This window comes from Streptomyces sp. NPDC046831, assembly GCF_040645305.1.
GTDB lineage: Bacteria > Actinomycetota > Actinomycetes > Streptomycetales > Streptomycetaceae > Streptomyces.
Window position 1 is genome coordinate 254,663 of sequence record NZ_JBEYXZ010000005.1, and the last position, 14,473, is coordinate 269,135.

Below are 14,473 nucleotides of genomic sequence, written 5' to 3' on the forward strand. Positions count from 1 at the left end.
CCCGCACCCGGGCGCCGCACCTGCCCGGCCGACCCGGACCGCAGCCCCGGGTGGGTGGGCGCCCCGGCCGGCGGAGCCTCAGGGATCCGTCACATGCCCGGCGGGTCCTGGGGCCCCCGCCCCGACAGCACCTCGCCGTACGCCTGCATCAGGTCCGGCAGCCGCAGCGTCGCCAGGTCCTCCCGCGACAGCGCCCCCGCGTAGGCGGACAGCCGCAGATCCCGGTACGCGCAGCTCTTCTCGTACAGCGTCCGCAGGAACCGCCCGTTGCCCAGCTCGTCGATCCACCCCTGGTCGACCACGTGGCCGGCGATCGAGCGCAGCTCGTCGAGGGCCTCCTCGTCCCACAGGTCACCGTTCTCCGCGGCCAGCACCCTGCCGATCTCGGTCAGTTCCGCCGGGCGGTAGGAAGGGAAGTCGACCCGGGTCGTGAACCGGGACGACAGGCCGGGGTTGGCGGCGAGCAGGCGGTCCATGCCCTCGGGGTAACCGGCGAGGATCACCACGAGGTGGTCCCGGTTGTCCTCCGCCCGCTTCAGCAGCACCTGCAGCGCCTCGTCCCCGTACGCGTCGCCCTTGCCGTATCCGGAGTTCGACAGGGAGTAGGCCTCGTCGACGAAGAGGACGCCGCCGATCGCGGAGTCGATCAGCTCGTTGGCCTTCACGGCGGTCTGGCCGAGGTACTCGCCGACCAGGTCGGCCCGCTGTGCCTCGACCAGGTGGTCCCCGCCGAGCAGACCGAGCGCGTAGAAGACGCGGCCGAGGATGCGGGCGACCGTGGTCTTGCCGGTGCCGGAGGGGCCGGAGAAGACGAAATGGCGCTTCGGCGGCTGTACGGGCAAACCCTGCCCGGCCCGCAGCCGGGCCATGTTCAGCTGCGCCGAGAGCGCCTTGACCTGCCGTTTCACCGGTTCCAGGCCGACCATGCGCTCGAGTTCGGCGAGCGCCTCCTCCAGTAACGCGCAGTCGGTGGGCCCGGTGGGCAGCGGGTCCGGTGCCCCGGCGGTCCGCCGGCGCACCGCCGGGTCGGTCGCCGACGGCAGGGGGCCGGACGGCGGCAGGTCGGGGTCGGGCAGTCTGAGGTCCCGGCCTTCGCCGCCGAAGAACGGGTCCAGGCCGTCCGTGCCGTCCACGGCGTCCTGCCCGGCGCCGGTGAGCGTGATCGCCGCCAGATCGGTCCCGTCGTCGTACCCGTCGCCCTCGGCGATCGCCGCGAGCCGGGCGGAGGTGTCCATGAACGCCGGGTCGACCCGGTGCACCGCCCGGTACAGCGGCAGCGCGGCGGCGCTGCGGCCGGTGCCCTCCAACGCCCGCGCCAGCCAGTACCGCAGCTCCTTGCGCTGCGGCTGCTCGCTGCGGCAGCGCATCAGGGCTGCCGACAGCAGCGGCTCGGCCTGCCCGTACATCTCCAGCCGGACCCGCGCCATGCCGCCGAACAGGCCGGCCTCGATGCCGAGCAGGGGGTCGTCGACAAGGGGGTCGGTGTGCCGGACGAGCTGTTCCCAGTCCTTGACGAGGTAGGAGCGGCAGGCGTGCAGGAACCGGACCTGCTGGTCGGCGTCCACGGGCGGCAGCCCGGCCAGCGCCCGGTCCAGCTCCGGCACGTGGCGGCCGTCCAGCCAGTGCGAGGCGTGCGCGAGCAGCAGGTCGCGGGGGCTCTCCAGCACGGGCTGCACCCACCAGCCGAGCCAGTACCAGGAGTTGAGCGTGCGGCGGTGCCGGGCGCGCTGTTCGCCGAAGCGGTCCCGGTGCCGGAACATCCGCAGCAGCGCGGTCGTCGTGTCGACGCGCAGCGCGTGCAGCCCGAGCCAGCCGTCGGCCATGCCGGGATCCATCCGGACCGCGGCCCGGAACTCCTCCTCGGCCTGCGGATAGGCGCCCATCGTGTAGGCGTCCACGCCTCGCAGCCAGGCGAGGTCGGCCGGGGCCTCGGGGCCCCGCGTGCCGAAATCCATCACGTCCCCCACAAACCGTGCCCCCGTAGGTCCACCCGCCCGGCTGTCGCCCGGCGGATGCCTGCGTCGAACCGCTGCGCCTCGGACGGGAGTTGCGTGTGCGAAGCAGCCGTCCGACGGTCGCACCAGGGCATCGTACCCGCGGGGCGGCCGCCCGCCGAAGAGTGCCGCACAGGCCATTCGGCGAGGTGGAAGAGGAATACGGCAGATGACGGCCGGTGACCGAGGGTGATCACGCGGATGCTTCGCGGCGCCGGGGGAGGGGGGACGAGGGCAGAACGAAGCCCCCGGTCACGGGGGAACAACCGGGGGCTTCGCGTCTGCCGACGGTCCCGGAGGACCGCACATTGAGAACGTAAGACCTGTACGGGCCCCCGGTCAAGCGGAGTTGAGGCCTTCGGGGAAGTTGCCCCACGGGGGACCCGGGGGGTTCACCGCAGGGGCGGTGGACCGTCACCGTCGGTGACCGTGCGGTCCGTACCAGCCGAGGCGACAGGCCCACGAACCGTCTCATATCCCCGCGTCGCCTGCCGCACCAGAAGATCGGCGAACGGCCGGGAGGGGTCCTGTGCGAAGTGCCGGCGCTCCGCCTCGACCCAGCCGGCCCAGAAGTCCGCCTGTTCCCGGCCGTCCCGCGAGCGGCCCCGCGCCCAGGACTCCTCGCGCGGCAGCTCCATCCAGAGCAGGTGGGCCAGGTACGGGCGCAGCGCCCGGCGGCCGGCCCCCACGCCCTCGACGAGGACCACGGGAGCCGGCGGCAGCGCGCGCGGGGGGCCGAAACGCCGGGCGTGCCAGTCGTAGGGGCGGTAGTGCGCCACCGAGCCCCGGACGAGCGGCGCGACGACGTCGGCCAGCAGCCGCCGGTCCCACGCGAACAGTTCCTCGTGGGTCGCGATGTCGTCCAGGTGCAGCACGGGGGCGCCGCCGAGTGCGGCGGCCAGCCGTCCGGCGAAGGTGGACTTCCCCGAGCCCGCGTGCCCGTCGACGGCGACCAGACGGACGGGGCCGCACGACGGAGGGAGGCGGCGAAGACGGCGGGCGAGGGCGTGAATGGCGGTTCCGGGGTGTGGGGGGGCGTGGCAGGTGACGGCGGCACAGTCTAGTGGCGTCCCCGGCGGGGGCGTGAGGACGGCGGGAACCGCGGCGCATCGTCTGCGGCGGGCCGGCGGGCAGGGGGCAGGCGGGCGGGCGGGCCGCCGGACGTGCCGGGCGTGCGCGGCCCGCGCGCGCCTCCGGCCGCGGCGGCAGGGGCACGGGTGCGGCGGCGCGGTGCCCCGGGCGGCGCGCGGCCGCCGCCCGCGGCCGGCGGCGGCCGCGGTTCAGCGGCGCCGGGGGAGCGCAGGTCGTGCCAGTGGTCGGGACCAATATTGGTGGGCGTGGCGTCGGCCCAAGTGCTGGCAGGAGCGGGTCACCGCGGCCATAGTGGGCCCACATCGTGCACGGACCCGCCCCGACTCGGACACCTGGGGGTCTTCCACCCATGAGCCAAGCCGAACAGCCGTCCCGCAGAACCGTCCTGGCCGCCGCGGTCGCCGCCGCGGTCGTGGGGAGCACGGCCCCGGCGGCCGCCGTGACCTTCCCGGCCGCCGGCACCTCCCACGGCCGCCCGGGCGGCGGCGACCCGGCCCGCCCGGTCGACAACCGCTTCTGGACGACGTACACCGACTGGCGCGGTGGCCAGGCGCACGGCACGCTCGCCGTCGCCGGCGCCCGGCCCGGCATCCGGGTCGCCGCCGCGGCCGGCACCACCGACTACACCGACCCGCACACCGGCACGACCGCGTCCTGGGAGTACGCCACGTGGACCTCACCGGTCCACCGGCTCACCGTCCCGGCCACCGAGGCGGTCGCCTCGTGGAACGCGCACACCCCGGCGGGCACCTGGCTCCAGGTGGAACTGAAGGGCACGTACTCCGACGGCACGGACACCCCCTGGTACGTGATGGGCCGCTGGGCGGCCGGCGACCAGGACATCAGGCGCACCTCGGTCGACGACCAGAGCGACGGCAGGAGCACCGTCTGGACGGACACCTTCGCCGTCGACGAGCCGTCGTCCGGGCTGCGCCTGACGTCGTACCGGCTGCGGCTGACCCTGTACCGCAGGCCCGGCACCCGGCTCACCCCCACCGTGTGGCGGGCCGGCGCCATGGGCTCCGACGTCCCCGACCGCTTCACGGTCCCGGCCTCCACGCCCGGCACCGCCGCGGAACTGGCCGTCCCCCGCTACTCGCAGGAGGTGCACGCCGGCCAGTACCCCGAGTACGACAACGGAGGCGAGGCCTGGTGCAGCCCCACCTCCTCGCAGATGATCATCGAGTACTGGGGCGGGCGCCTCACACCGGAGCAACTGGCCTGGGTGAACCCGGACTACGCCGACCCGCAGATCTGCCACGCGGCCCGGTACACCTACGACCACCAGTACGCCGGCTGCGGCAACTGGCCGTTCAACGCGGCGTACGCGGCCACCTTCCCGGGCCTGCAGGGCGTCGTCACCCGGCTCGGCTCGCTCACCGACCTGGAGACGCTGATCGCGGCGGGCATCCCGGCCATAACGTCCCAGTCCTTCCTCAAGACCGAACTGACCGGCGCCGGTTACGGCACCTCCGGGCACCTCATGACGGTCATCGGCTTCACCGCCGACGGCCACGTGATCGCCAACGACCCGGCCTCCGTCAGCGACGAGGCGGTGCGCCGCGTCTACCGGCGCCGTGAATTCGAGAACATCTGGCTGCGCACCAAGCGGTACAACGCCTCCGGCGCGGTCGTCTCCGGCACCGGCGGCGTCTGCTACCTGTACTTCCCGGCGCAGCCCACGCCCCGCCAGCGCCAGGCGCTCGCGGCGGTGGGCGTGCGCTGACACCGGCGGACGCGGGCGAGGGGCCCCGGGCGGCCGGGGCTCCTCCCTGTGAGCAACCTCTCCGCCGCGCGGGCCGCCCGCGGTGGCAAGGTGGAGACCAAGGCGCGGCGAGTCCGCCGCACACGTACGAACCCTGCGAGACACGATGAGCGCCCACGCAGCCGAAGCCTCCCGCATCCGCACCGGCGGCCCCCGGGACGACGGACCGAAGATCGTCGAGCACGTCCTCGGCTGGACCCTCGTCGTGGTGATCGCGATGCTCGTCACCCAGCTCGGACTGCTGTGACCTGAGGCACGGCCGACCTGCCATACTGCGGCTGTCCCGCCGCCAGTTGAAGATCAGGTCCCCCGTGCACACGAGCCGTCCGCGCGACGCCGCCCCCTCCGCACCCCGCCACCCCGCCCCGGCGGAGGGCACCGCCGCCCGGCCGCGCGGCACGGAGCGTTCCGCGGCACGTCGCGCCGAACTCATCGCCGTCGGGCGGAAGCTGTTCGCCGACACCCCCTACGACGCCCTCTCCATGGACGACATCGCCCGGCAGGCCCACGTCGCCAAAGGGCTCATCTACTACTACTTCCGCTCCAAGCGCGGCTACTACCTGGCGATCGTCGAGGACTCCGTGGCCGACCTGATCGCCTTCGCGGCGGGCGGCACGGACCTGCCGGCCGTGGGCCGGGTGCACCGCACGATCGACGGCTACCTGCGCTACGCCGAGCACAACCAGGCCGCCTACCGCACCATCGTCAGCGGCGGCGTCGGCTTCGACACCCAGGTGCACGCCATCCGCGACGGCGTGCGCGAGGCGATGGTCGCGACGATCGCCGAGGGCGCCTACGGCCGCACCACGATCGCACCCCTGGCCCGCATGGGCCTGCTCGCCTGGGTCTGCGGTGTCGAGGGCGCGACCCTCGACTGGATCGCCCGCCCCGAGCTGTCCCGCGACACGATGCGGGCGCTGCTCGTGAAGACCCTCGGCGGCGTCCTGCACGCCATCGGGGAACTGGAGCCCACCCACCCGGCCCCCGAGCCGGCCCGCCGCCGCGCCTAGCGGGTTCCGTCCGGGGCGGCCCGGGTCCGCGACGTCCCGCAGCGGGTGACTGGAGGTCGCGCCCCTTCCGCAGGCACGGCGGCCGCGGGCCGGCACCTCAGGGCATGGCACCTTCGGGCATGCCCCAGAACTGCCGGAGAGCCCACGGAGGGGCGACGCGACGGCCCCGGAAAACGCTGGTCCGCTTCCCCCGGCCCGCGCCGCCGGCGACGCCCCGGACAGCCGTACGCCGTGCTGCCGACGGCTCCTTCGGCAGACCCGGCCGCGCCTCGACGGGGGGCGCCTGCCGGCTCCGGATCACAGGAGTGTCACCGCGCTCCGCTCCCTGGTGCGGCGCGGGCCCGCACCGCCTATCCTTTTTCTCGAAGTAAGCGGTCGTTAACCGGTGACGCCGTCGCTCCGATCGGGCATACTCACAGCCCAGCCGCTGGTCAGCAGCTTCCGTGACCCGGAAGTGCGAGCGACGGCCGAGCCCAGGAAGACCCGGCGGAGCCGCCCCCACCCAAGGCGCACGTCCGCCGATGTGCCCGACAAGGGAGGAGAGCGTCGCCATGACCGACCGCGCCCCGCAGCCGGTGGACCGGCAACTGCCCACGGACGAGGCCCGGGACCTGATCTCGCTCGTCCGTGACATCGCGCAGCGTGAGATCGCTCCGAAGGCGGCCGAGGAGGAGGACGCCGGGCGCTTCCCGCGCGAGCTCTTCACCCTGCTGTCGCAATCGGGCCTGCTCGGCCTGCCGTACGACTCCGAGTACGGCGGCGGTGACCAGCCGTACGAGGTCTACCTGCAGGTGCTCGAAGAGCTGGCCGCCGCGCGCCTCACCGTGGGCCTGGGCCTGAGCGTCCACACGCTCGCCTCCTACGCCCTCGCCGCCCACGGCACCAAGCAGCAGCAGGTCGAGCACCTGCCCGCGATGCTCGGCGGCGGCCTCGTCGGCGCGTACGCCCTGTCCGAGCCGTCCTCCGGCTCGGACGCCGCCTCCCTGCGCACCAGGGCCGTCCGGGACGGGGACCACTGGGTGCTGACCGGCACCAAGGCCTGGATCACGCACGGCGGCATCGCCGACTTCTACACGGTCATGGCGCGCACCGGCGACGAGGGCCCGCGCGGCATCACGGCCTTCCTGGTGCCCGGTGACGCCGAGGGCCTGAGCGCCGCGGCGCCGGAGAAGAAGATGGGCCTCAAGGGCTCGCCCACCGCGCAGATCCACCTCGACGGGGTCCGGATCCCCGACGAGCGGCGCATCGGCGAGGAGGGGCAGGGCTTCGCCATAGCGCTGTCCGCCCTCGACTCCGGACGGCTGGGCATCGCGGCCTGCGCGATCGGCGTCGCCCAGGCGGCGCTCGACGAGGCGGTCACCTACGCCGCCCAGCGGCGGCAGTTCGGGCGGCCGATCGCCGACTTCCAGGGACTGCGCTTCATGCTCGCCGACATGGCGACGCAGATCGAGGCCGGCCGCGCCCTGTACCTGACGGCGGCGCGCCTGCGGGAAGCGGGCCTGCCGTTCGCCCGGCAGGCGGCCATGGCCAAGCTGTTCTGCACCGACACGGCCATGAAGGTGACCACGGACGCCGTCCAGGTGCTCGGCGGATACGGCTACACGGCGGACTTCCCGGCCGAGCGCTACTTCCGGGAGGCCAAGGTCCTGCAGATCGTCGAGGGCACCAACCAGATCCAGCGGATGGTCATCGCCCGTCACGTCGCGGGTCCCGAGACCCGCTGACCTGCCCGAGGCCGGCCGGAGGCGCCGCCAGCCGGACCCACTCCGGATCGTGGCGCCCCGGCAGGGTGCGGCCCCGGTCGGCCCACGTGCGCAGCAGGTCGCGGTAGATCGGCGGGTCCTGGCGCTGCGGCGGCCCCGGGGCAGCCGGTTCCGCGGGCGCCGTCACCAGGGTGCGGCGCCGGTGTCCCGTGGCCGTGGGTCGGGAGCTCATGTCCGGGCAACGGCGCGTGGGGCGGACAGGTCACCGCCGCGGGCAGTCGCGCGTGCGTTCACGGTCGTCCATGCCGCCCGGCGGAACGCACGTCACGCGTCAACCGCCTTGTCCCTTTTGTCATGTGACGACTCGTCACGAGGTGGCTCGTTTCCGTCGCTCCTGCCGCGAGGTGAACTCCGGGCCGGCGACGCGACGGCCGGACGTGGCGGGTCGGGCACACCGGTGCTGCACCACGGCACCCGGGCGCCATGGTGCAGGGAATCACGGGAGGCGGGCGGAAACCGCTCAGGCGGCGTGGCGGCGCATCGCCGGCACCCGCATCGGGCGCGAGCCCGGTCCGCCGACGTGCGAGAAGGGCTGCATCCGCCAGTCGAGCCCCTGGGGGAGCGTCAGCAGCAGGGCGGTGTCCCGCTCCTGGGGCCGGTGGGACTCGTCCGCGGGACGGGCGTCGGACGCCCGGCGGCCGGTGCCGGCACAGACCGTGAGGCCGAACGGGTTCCACGGCGAGGCGCACAGCGCGTGCTCCGGCAGGACCTCCTCGTCCGCCAGCAGTGCGATGGGCTGCGCGCACTCCGGGCAGATCACCCGGAACATCTCGAAGGTGTCGTAGGCGTCGGCCTCGTCGAACGCGTCGGTGGCGTCGGGTTCGACGCCCTCCGGCTCGGGCTCGACGACGACCGGCTGCTGCCGCTTGGACGCGGAACGACCTGGGCGCTTAAGACTCTGCATGGGATTCTCCCCCTCGGGCTGGGCCGTGAAGGCGCTGCGGCCTCGACCACAGCAAGCACTTCCCTCCAGGCCCGGGGCGTAATCGCGAGGACATCACGGAGTCGTGCGGCGAGGTCTGTGGCGTTCGTCACACGGCATCCCCGGCCCGTCCGCTGCGCCGTGCCGCGGCCCGCGAACGGCTCCCGCGCCGCCGCCCGGCACATCACGAACCGGGCATGGCCTGCGCCGCCGAGTACCCGACGGGATCGGGCGCCCTGTAGGTTCTAGCGCCATGGAGGAGCTGGACCGACAGATCGTGCAGCTGCTCGTCAAGGACGGGCGGATGAGCTACACCGACCTGGGCAAGGCGACGGGACTGTCCACGTCGGCCGTGCACCAGCGGGTGCGGCGGCTGGAGCAGCGCGGCGTCATCCGCGGCTACGCGGCGGTCGTCGACCCCGAGGCCGTGGGGCTCCCGATGACCGCTTTCATCTCGGTGAAGCCGTTCGACCCCAGCGCCCCCGACGACATCGCGGAGCGCCTCGCCGGGGTGCCCGAGATCGAGGCCTGCCACAGCGTCGCGGGCGACGAGAACTACATCCTGAAGGTGCGGGTGTCCACCCCGCACGAACTGGAGGAACTGCTCGCCCGGGTGCGCTCGCTGGCGGGCGTGTCGACGCGCACCACGGTGGTGCTGTCGACGCCGTACGAGGCCCGGCCTCCGCGCGTCTGACCCTCCGGAGCACCGGCCTCCGCGCACCTGATCCGCCCGTCCACCGGCCTGCGCGCACCTGATCCGCCCGTCCACCGGCCTGCGCGCACTCGGCCGGCCCGCGCAGCGGACTCCGCGCAGGTGACCCGCCTCCGCACGGGGCGGCGCGCGTGACCCGCGTACGCACCGGGCGGCGTGCGTGACGCGCCCGCGGGCCGGCGGCGGGGATCCTTCGGCGTCCGTAGGGGGCGGAGGGGATCCGTTCGGCGTTCGTGTCGGGCGGCGAGTACGGCCCACGCGCGTTCACCGACCCGACCGGGAGGCGCGGATCCGGTCGGCGTCCTTCACCGGGAGGCGCCGTCCCGGCCCACGTGCGAGCCCGGCGGCGGGGACCCGGCCCGCCCGCGACCGGGCGGCGCGCGCCTGTGGGCGACCTGCCCGCCCGGCGGCGCGCGGCAGGGGAGAGACTGTCCCCATGAGTGAGCGCACCACCTCGACGAAGACCGTCCTGCTCCGCCGCGGAGAGGTCCACAGTCCCGCCGACCCGTTCGCCACGGCGATGGTCGTGGAGGCCGGGCAGATCGCCTGGGTCGGTTCCGAGGGCGCGGCCGACGCCTTCGCGGACGGCGTCGACGAGGTGGTCGACCTCGACGGCGCCCTGGTCACCCCGGCGTTCACCGACGCCCACGTGCACACCACCGCCACCGGGCTTGCGCTCACCGGTCTGGACCTGTCCTCGGCCCCGTCCCTGGAGGCCGCCCTCGCGCTGGTGCGGGACTTCGCCGCCGCCCGCCCCGACGACCTCGTTCTGCTCGGCCACGGCTGGGACGCGGCCCGCTGGCCCGGCGGCCGGCCCCCGACGCGCGCCGAGCTCGACGAGGCGACCGGCGGGCGCCCGCTCTACCTGAGCCGGATCGACGTGCACTCGGCCGTCGTCACCACGGCGCTGCTCGACCTCGTCCCCGCACTCGGCGCCGTCGCCGACGGCCCGCTCACCGCCGACGCCCACCACGCCGTGCGCACGGCCGCGTTCGGCGCCGTCACGCCCGTCCAGCGCGCCGCGGCCCAGCGTGCCGCCCTCGCCCACGCCGCCTCCGTCGGCATCGGCTCCGTCCACGAGTGCGCCGGCCCGCAGATCTCCTCCGATGACGACCTGAAGGACCTGCTGCGGATCGCCGCCGAGGAGCCGGGCCCGCGCGTCGTCGGCTACTGGGCCGAAGCGGGCGACGAGGGCGTCGCCCGGGCGCGCGAGCTGGGCGCGGCGGGAGCGGCCGGCGACCTCTTCGTCGACGGCGCCCTCGGCTCGCACACCGCCTGCCTGCACCAGCCGTACGCCGACGCCGGGCACGCCGGCACCGCCTACCTCGACGCGGCGGCCGTCGCCGCCCATGTCGCCGCCTGCACCGAGGCGGGGCTCCAGGCGGGCTTCCACGCCATCGGGGACGCCGCCGTCACCGCCGTGGTCGAGGGCACGCGCGCCGCCGCCGACAAGGTGGGCCTGGCCCGGGTCCGTGCCGCCCGGCACCGCGTGGAGCACGCCGAGATGCTCACGCCGGAGACCGTCGCGGCCTTCGCCGAACTGGGCCTGACCGCGTCCGTGCAGCCCGCCTTCGACGCGCTGTGGGGCGGCGAGGAGGGCATGTACGCGCAGCGGCTCGGCGTCGAGCGGGCCAGGACGCTGAACCCCTTCGCCGCCCTCCTGCGCGTCGGCGTCCCGCTCGCGTTCGGCTCCGACAGCCCCGTGACGCCGCTGGACCCCTGGGGGACCGTCCGGGCGGCGGCCTTCCACCACACGCCCGAGCACCGCGTCTCCGTACGCGCGGCCTTCACCGCGCACACGCGCGGCGGCTGGCGGGCGATCGGACGGGACGACGCGGGCGTCCTGGTGCCGGGCGCACCCGCCGACTACGCCGTGTGGCGCACCGGTGAGCTCGTGGTCCAGGCGCCCGACGACCGGGTGGCCCGCTGGTCGACCGACCCGCGGTCCGGCACGCCGGGGCTGCCCGACCTGACCCCGGGCCGCGACCTGCCCGTCTGCCTGCGCACCGTCGTGGGCGGACGGACGGTGTTCGTACGGCCGGGCGAGTGATCTGCCGGGGCGGTGGAGCGGCCCCGAACGCCCGCCGCTCCGTCACGCGACCTGCGCATCCTCCGCCCTGTCCGCGCTCCGGCGGGTGTCCGCGCAGCTCAAGCGTCTGTTGACAGGCCGCCGCGGAGGGCCGGTAGGTTCTGCCGGGTCCACCACCGGACGCCCGACCGGGGGACTTCCGCGCAGGCGTCGCAGCGCCGCTGGGTCAGGGACGGTGTGCCGCACCAGGTCACCGTCACTGGGAGCCAGGCCCAGCGCCCGCGCCGACGGGGAGCGTTCCGGACGGTCGGCAGGGTGGGTGACCCGGGTGGGGCCCGGGCGCTCAGTAGACAACGGCTCTCGGTCGATCCGCAGCCAGCGGGTCCCAGGTCGGCCCGAAGGGCGCCGGGCCCCCTCCGCAGGGCACACGGAGGCAAAAGGGAAGTTCCTGCCCCGCTCCGGCCGGACCGACGCCGCCCGACGCCCGTGCCGTCGCGTCCTCGCAGGCCGCGGCCACTATGGTGGTGCCCTGCGTACGTACATGAAGGGGCAGCAGTGAACGACGGCGACGGGAACCTCGTGGCACCGGCCCAGCAGAGGCAGTTCGGCCCGCTCGGCACGGCCTTGGTGATCATCCCGACCTACAACGAGGCGGAGAACATCAAGGCCGTCGTGGGCCGGGTGCGCAAGGCGGTTCCCGAGGCGCACGTGCTCGTGGCCGACGACAACAGCCCCGACGGCACCGGCAAGCTCGCCGACGAACTGGCCGTCGGTGACGACCAGGTCCACGTGCTGCACCGCAAGGGCAAGGAGGGCCTGGGCGCCGCCTACCTCGCGGGCTTCCGCTGGGGCCTCGAGCACGACTACGGCGTGCTGGTCGAGATGGACGCCGACGGATCCCACCAGCCGGAGGAACTGCCCCGGCTGCTGACCGCCCTGAAGGGAGCGGACCTGGTGCTCGGCTCCCGGTGGGTGCCGGGCGGCCGGGTGGTGAACTGGCCCAAGAGCCGCGAGTTCATCTCCCGCGGCGGCAGCCTCTACTCCCGTATGGCCCTGGACCTGCCGCTGCGCGACGTCACCGGCGGCTACCGCGCCTTCCGGCGCGAGACCCTCGAAGGTCTCGGCCTGGAGGAGGTCGCGTCGCAGGGCTACTGCTTCCAGGTGGACCTGGCCCGCCGCGCGGTGAAGGCCGGCTACCACGTGGTGGAGGTGCCCATCACGTTCGTCGAGCGGGAGCTGGGCGACTCCAAGATGAGCCGCGACATCCTCATCGAGGCGCTGTGGCGGGTCACGTCGTGGGGCGTGGGGGAGCGGGTGGCCAGGATCGCGGGCCGCGACACCCGCGCCCAGGGCTAGCTAGGGCCTGTCGTTCGGCTCAGCCCGGCGTCGCGGGCCCGGCCTGGACAGCCGCCGCGTGGCCGCCGGTTGCCGGCGCTGGGTGTCGGCGTCCTCCTCCGCCTCGCCGCTGTCGACGGGACCTGGCGGCACCGCTTGACCGGCGGGCCGGCCGCCGCTCGGTCCCCCTCGTCCCGGGCCGAGCCGGGGCCAGGCACACTTGACGCATGACGACTGGCCTTCCGACCTCCTCCTCCGCCGCCCGGCCCCGCCGCTCCCGGCTCCGCTCGTGGCTGCCGGTGGGTGTCGCCGTGTGGCTGGTGCTGGAGATCTGGCTGCTGACGCTGGTCGCGGACGCGGCGGGCGGATTCACGGTGTTCCTGCTGCTGGCCGCCGGTTTCCTGCTCGGCGCGGTGGTGATCAAGCGCGCGGGCCGGCGTGCCTTCCGGAACCTGAGCGAGGCGCTGCGGGCCGACGGCGCCCCGGCGCGCGGCGGCGGCAACGGCTGGATGATGCTCGGCGGTCTGCTGCTGATGATCCCCGGCCTGATCTCGGACGTGCTGGGCCTGCTGCTGCTCGTCCCGCAGGTCCAGAAGGCCGTCGGCCGCCGCACCGAGCGCACGCTCGGCCGCCGGCTGCGTGCGTCCGCCCCCGGCGGTTTCGGCGACGCCTTCCAGCAGGCCCGCATCCACCGCCCCGACGGCAAGGTCGTCCAGGGCGAGGTGATCCGCGAGGAGCCCGGCGACACCCCGCGTGAGCAGTACCCACCGCTGGACCGCTGACGGTGGCGGCGGGGAGCGCTCTCCGGCCTGACCGCTGGGCCCGGTGCCGGTCTCGTCGGCAACCGCCGGGCTCGGGTCTCGTCGCAACCGCCGGGCTCGGGCCCGCCCGACCAGCCGGATCCCCGGTCCGGCCTCCCTCGGGCGCGGTCCCGTCGTCCCTAAGGCGCGGCCGGGTCGTCGTTCGGGTGCAGTCCCGGTCGTCTCCCGGGTGCGGCCCGGTCGTCGTTCGGGTGCAGTCCCGGTCGTCTCCCGGGTCCCGGTAGTCCCCCGGGTGCGGCCCGTTTGCGCCTCGGGCGGCGGCCCGGTTGTCCCTTGGATGCGGCCCGTCGCCACTCGCGCGCTGTCCTGGTCGTAATCCGGGCGCCGACCGGCGGGCGGCCGCGCCGACCCCGGCGTGGGCGCGGCCCCGCGGCTGCGCCCCCGGCGCCGAAGCCGCCCGCCGCAGGCGCCCACCGCCAAGGCACCGCAGCCGCCCCCCGCGAAGACGCCGCAGCGTGCCGACAGCAAAGACCGCGGGCGCCGTACATGAGGTACGGCGCCCGCGGTCATGGCGTGCGCTGCGTCAGGCCGAGCGCTTCCGGGACCTCAAGCCGACTTGCGGCTGTCCCGGGGATGAACAGCGATGTTCATCGCACCGGAACGCAGGACGGCGAGACGCTCCTCGAGGACCTCTTCGAGCTCCTCACGGGTGCGCCGCTCCATCAGCATGTCCCAGTGCGTACGCGCCGGCTTGGCCTTCTTCTCCTCAGGGCCGTCGCCGTCCACCAGGAGTGCCGGGGCCCCGCAGACCTTGCACTCCCACTCCGGCGGAATCTCCGCCTCGACCGAGAAGGGCATCTCGAAGCGGTGCCCCTTCTCGCATGCGTACTCCACGGCCTGGCGCGGAGCCAGGTCGATGCCGCGGTCCGTCTCGTAGCTGGTCACCACGAGGCGCGTGCCGCGAAGAGCTCGCTCACTCATGAATCGTGCCTCCCGGGCTTGTCGCCCACAGGACAGGTGTCGCTGTCGTCGTCATCCGGTCAACGTCCGGTCGGCGGTAAAGATTCCCGTCCCGAGTCCCGTTTCGGGC

The 14,473-nt window shown here is 74.7% G+C and carries 13 protein-coding genes; 8 read left to right on the forward strand and 5 right to left on the reverse strand.

Features of this window, described 5'->3' with window-relative positions; translation table 11 throughout:
• Positions 1–89 precede the first annotated feature (89 nt).
• Positions 90–1,955 carry an AAA family ATPase gene (locus ABZ920_RS07610; protein ID WP_361499823.1) on the reverse strand — a complete coding sequence of 622 codons (1,866 nt, stop codon included), beginning with the start codon at positions 1,953–1,955 and terminating at the stop codon, positions 90–92.
• A gap of 431 nt (positions 1,956–2,386) precedes the next feature.
• A complete protein-coding gene (locus ABZ920_RS07615; protein ID WP_361499922.1) occupies positions 2,387–3,007 on the reverse strand; it encodes a hypothetical protein in 621 nt (206 codons plus the stop codon).
• Between the two features lie 428 nt (positions 3,008–3,435).
• Between ABZ920_RS07615 and ABZ920_RS07620 the strand changes: the two genes are divergently transcribed.
• The 4 genes from ABZ920_RS07620 (at position 3,436) to ABZ920_RS07635 (ending at position 7,585) form a co-directional block, all read left to right on the forward strand.
• Positions 3,436–4,812, forward strand: coding sequence for a peptidase C39 family protein (locus ABZ920_RS07620; RefSeq protein WP_361499825.1), 1,377 nt, complete (start codon positions 3,436–3,438; stop codon positions 4,810–4,812).
• A gap of 145 nt (positions 4,813–4,957) precedes the next feature.
• Positions 4,958–5,098, forward strand: a complete 141-nt coding sequence (locus tag ABZ920_RS07625) for an SCO1431 family membrane protein (RefSeq protein WP_361499827.1) — start codon at positions 4,958–4,960, stop codon at positions 5,096–5,098.
• Between the two features lie 64 nt (positions 5,099–5,162).
• On the forward strand, positions 5,163–5,861 hold the full coding sequence (locus ABZ920_RS07630; protein WP_361499829.1) for a TetR/AcrR family transcriptional regulator: 699 nt from the start codon (positions 5,163–5,165) through the stop codon (positions 5,859–5,861).
• Positions 5,862–6,412: 551 nt separating this feature from the next.
• Positions 6,413–7,585 carry an acyl-CoA dehydrogenase family protein gene (locus tag ABZ920_RS07635; protein ID WP_361499831.1) on the forward strand — a complete coding sequence of 391 codons (1,173 nt, stop codon included), beginning with the start codon at positions 6,413–6,415 and terminating at the stop codon, positions 7,583–7,585.
• On the opposite strand, the gene ABZ920_RS07640 is transcribed toward ABZ920_RS07635, so the two are convergent.
• Entirely contained in the window at positions 7,548–7,796 is a 249-nt protein-coding gene (locus ABZ920_RS07640; protein WP_361499833.1) for a hypothetical protein, read from the reverse strand. The two genes, ABZ920_RS07635 and ABZ920_RS07640, sit on opposite strands and share 38 nt — an antisense overlap.
• A gap of 288 nt (positions 7,797–8,084) precedes the next feature.
• Positions 8,085–8,528, reverse strand: coding sequence for a hypothetical protein (locus tag ABZ920_RS07645; RefSeq protein WP_361499835.1), 444 nt, complete (start codon positions 8,526–8,528; stop codon positions 8,085–8,087).
• Positions 8,529–8,799: 271 nt separating this feature from the next.
• Between ABZ920_RS07645 and ABZ920_RS07650 the strand changes: the two genes are divergently transcribed.
• From ABZ920_RS07650 to fxsA, 4 genes are all read left to right on the forward strand, one after another.
• On the forward strand, positions 8,800–9,240 hold the full coding sequence (locus ABZ920_RS07650; protein WP_361499837.1) for an Lrp/AsnC family transcriptional regulator: 441 nt from the start codon (positions 8,800–8,802) through the stop codon (positions 9,238–9,240).
• 454 nt (positions 9,241–9,694) lie between these two features.
• The gene (locus ABZ920_RS07655; RefSeq protein ID WP_361499839.1) at positions 9,695–11,308 is read left to right on the forward strand and encodes an amidohydrolase; all 1,614 of its coding nucleotides are present in this window, start codon (positions 9,695–9,697) and stop codon (positions 11,306–11,308) included.
• A gap of 534 nt (positions 11,309–11,842) precedes the next feature.
• The gene (locus tag ABZ920_RS07660) at positions 11,843–12,643 is read left to right on the forward strand and encodes a polyprenol monophosphomannose synthase (protein WP_361499841.1); all 801 of its coding nucleotides are present in this window, start codon (positions 11,843–11,845) and stop codon (positions 12,641–12,643) included.
• Between the two features lie 206 nt (positions 12,644–12,849).
• Positions 12,850–13,404 (forward strand): FxsA family membrane protein, encoded by a 555-nt coding sequence (gene fxsA / locus ABZ920_RS07665; RefSeq protein ID WP_361499843.1) that lies wholly within the window; start codon positions 12,850–12,852, stop codon positions 13,402–13,404.
• A 585-nt stretch (positions 13,405–13,989) separates the two neighbouring features.
• On the opposite strand, the gene ABZ920_RS07670 is transcribed toward fxsA, so the two are convergent.
• A complete protein-coding gene (locus tag ABZ920_RS07670) occupies positions 13,990–14,364 on the reverse strand; it encodes an RNA polymerase-binding protein RbpA (protein WP_009187548.1) in 375 nt (124 codons plus the stop codon).
• Positions 14,365–14,473: the final 109 nt, after the last annotated feature.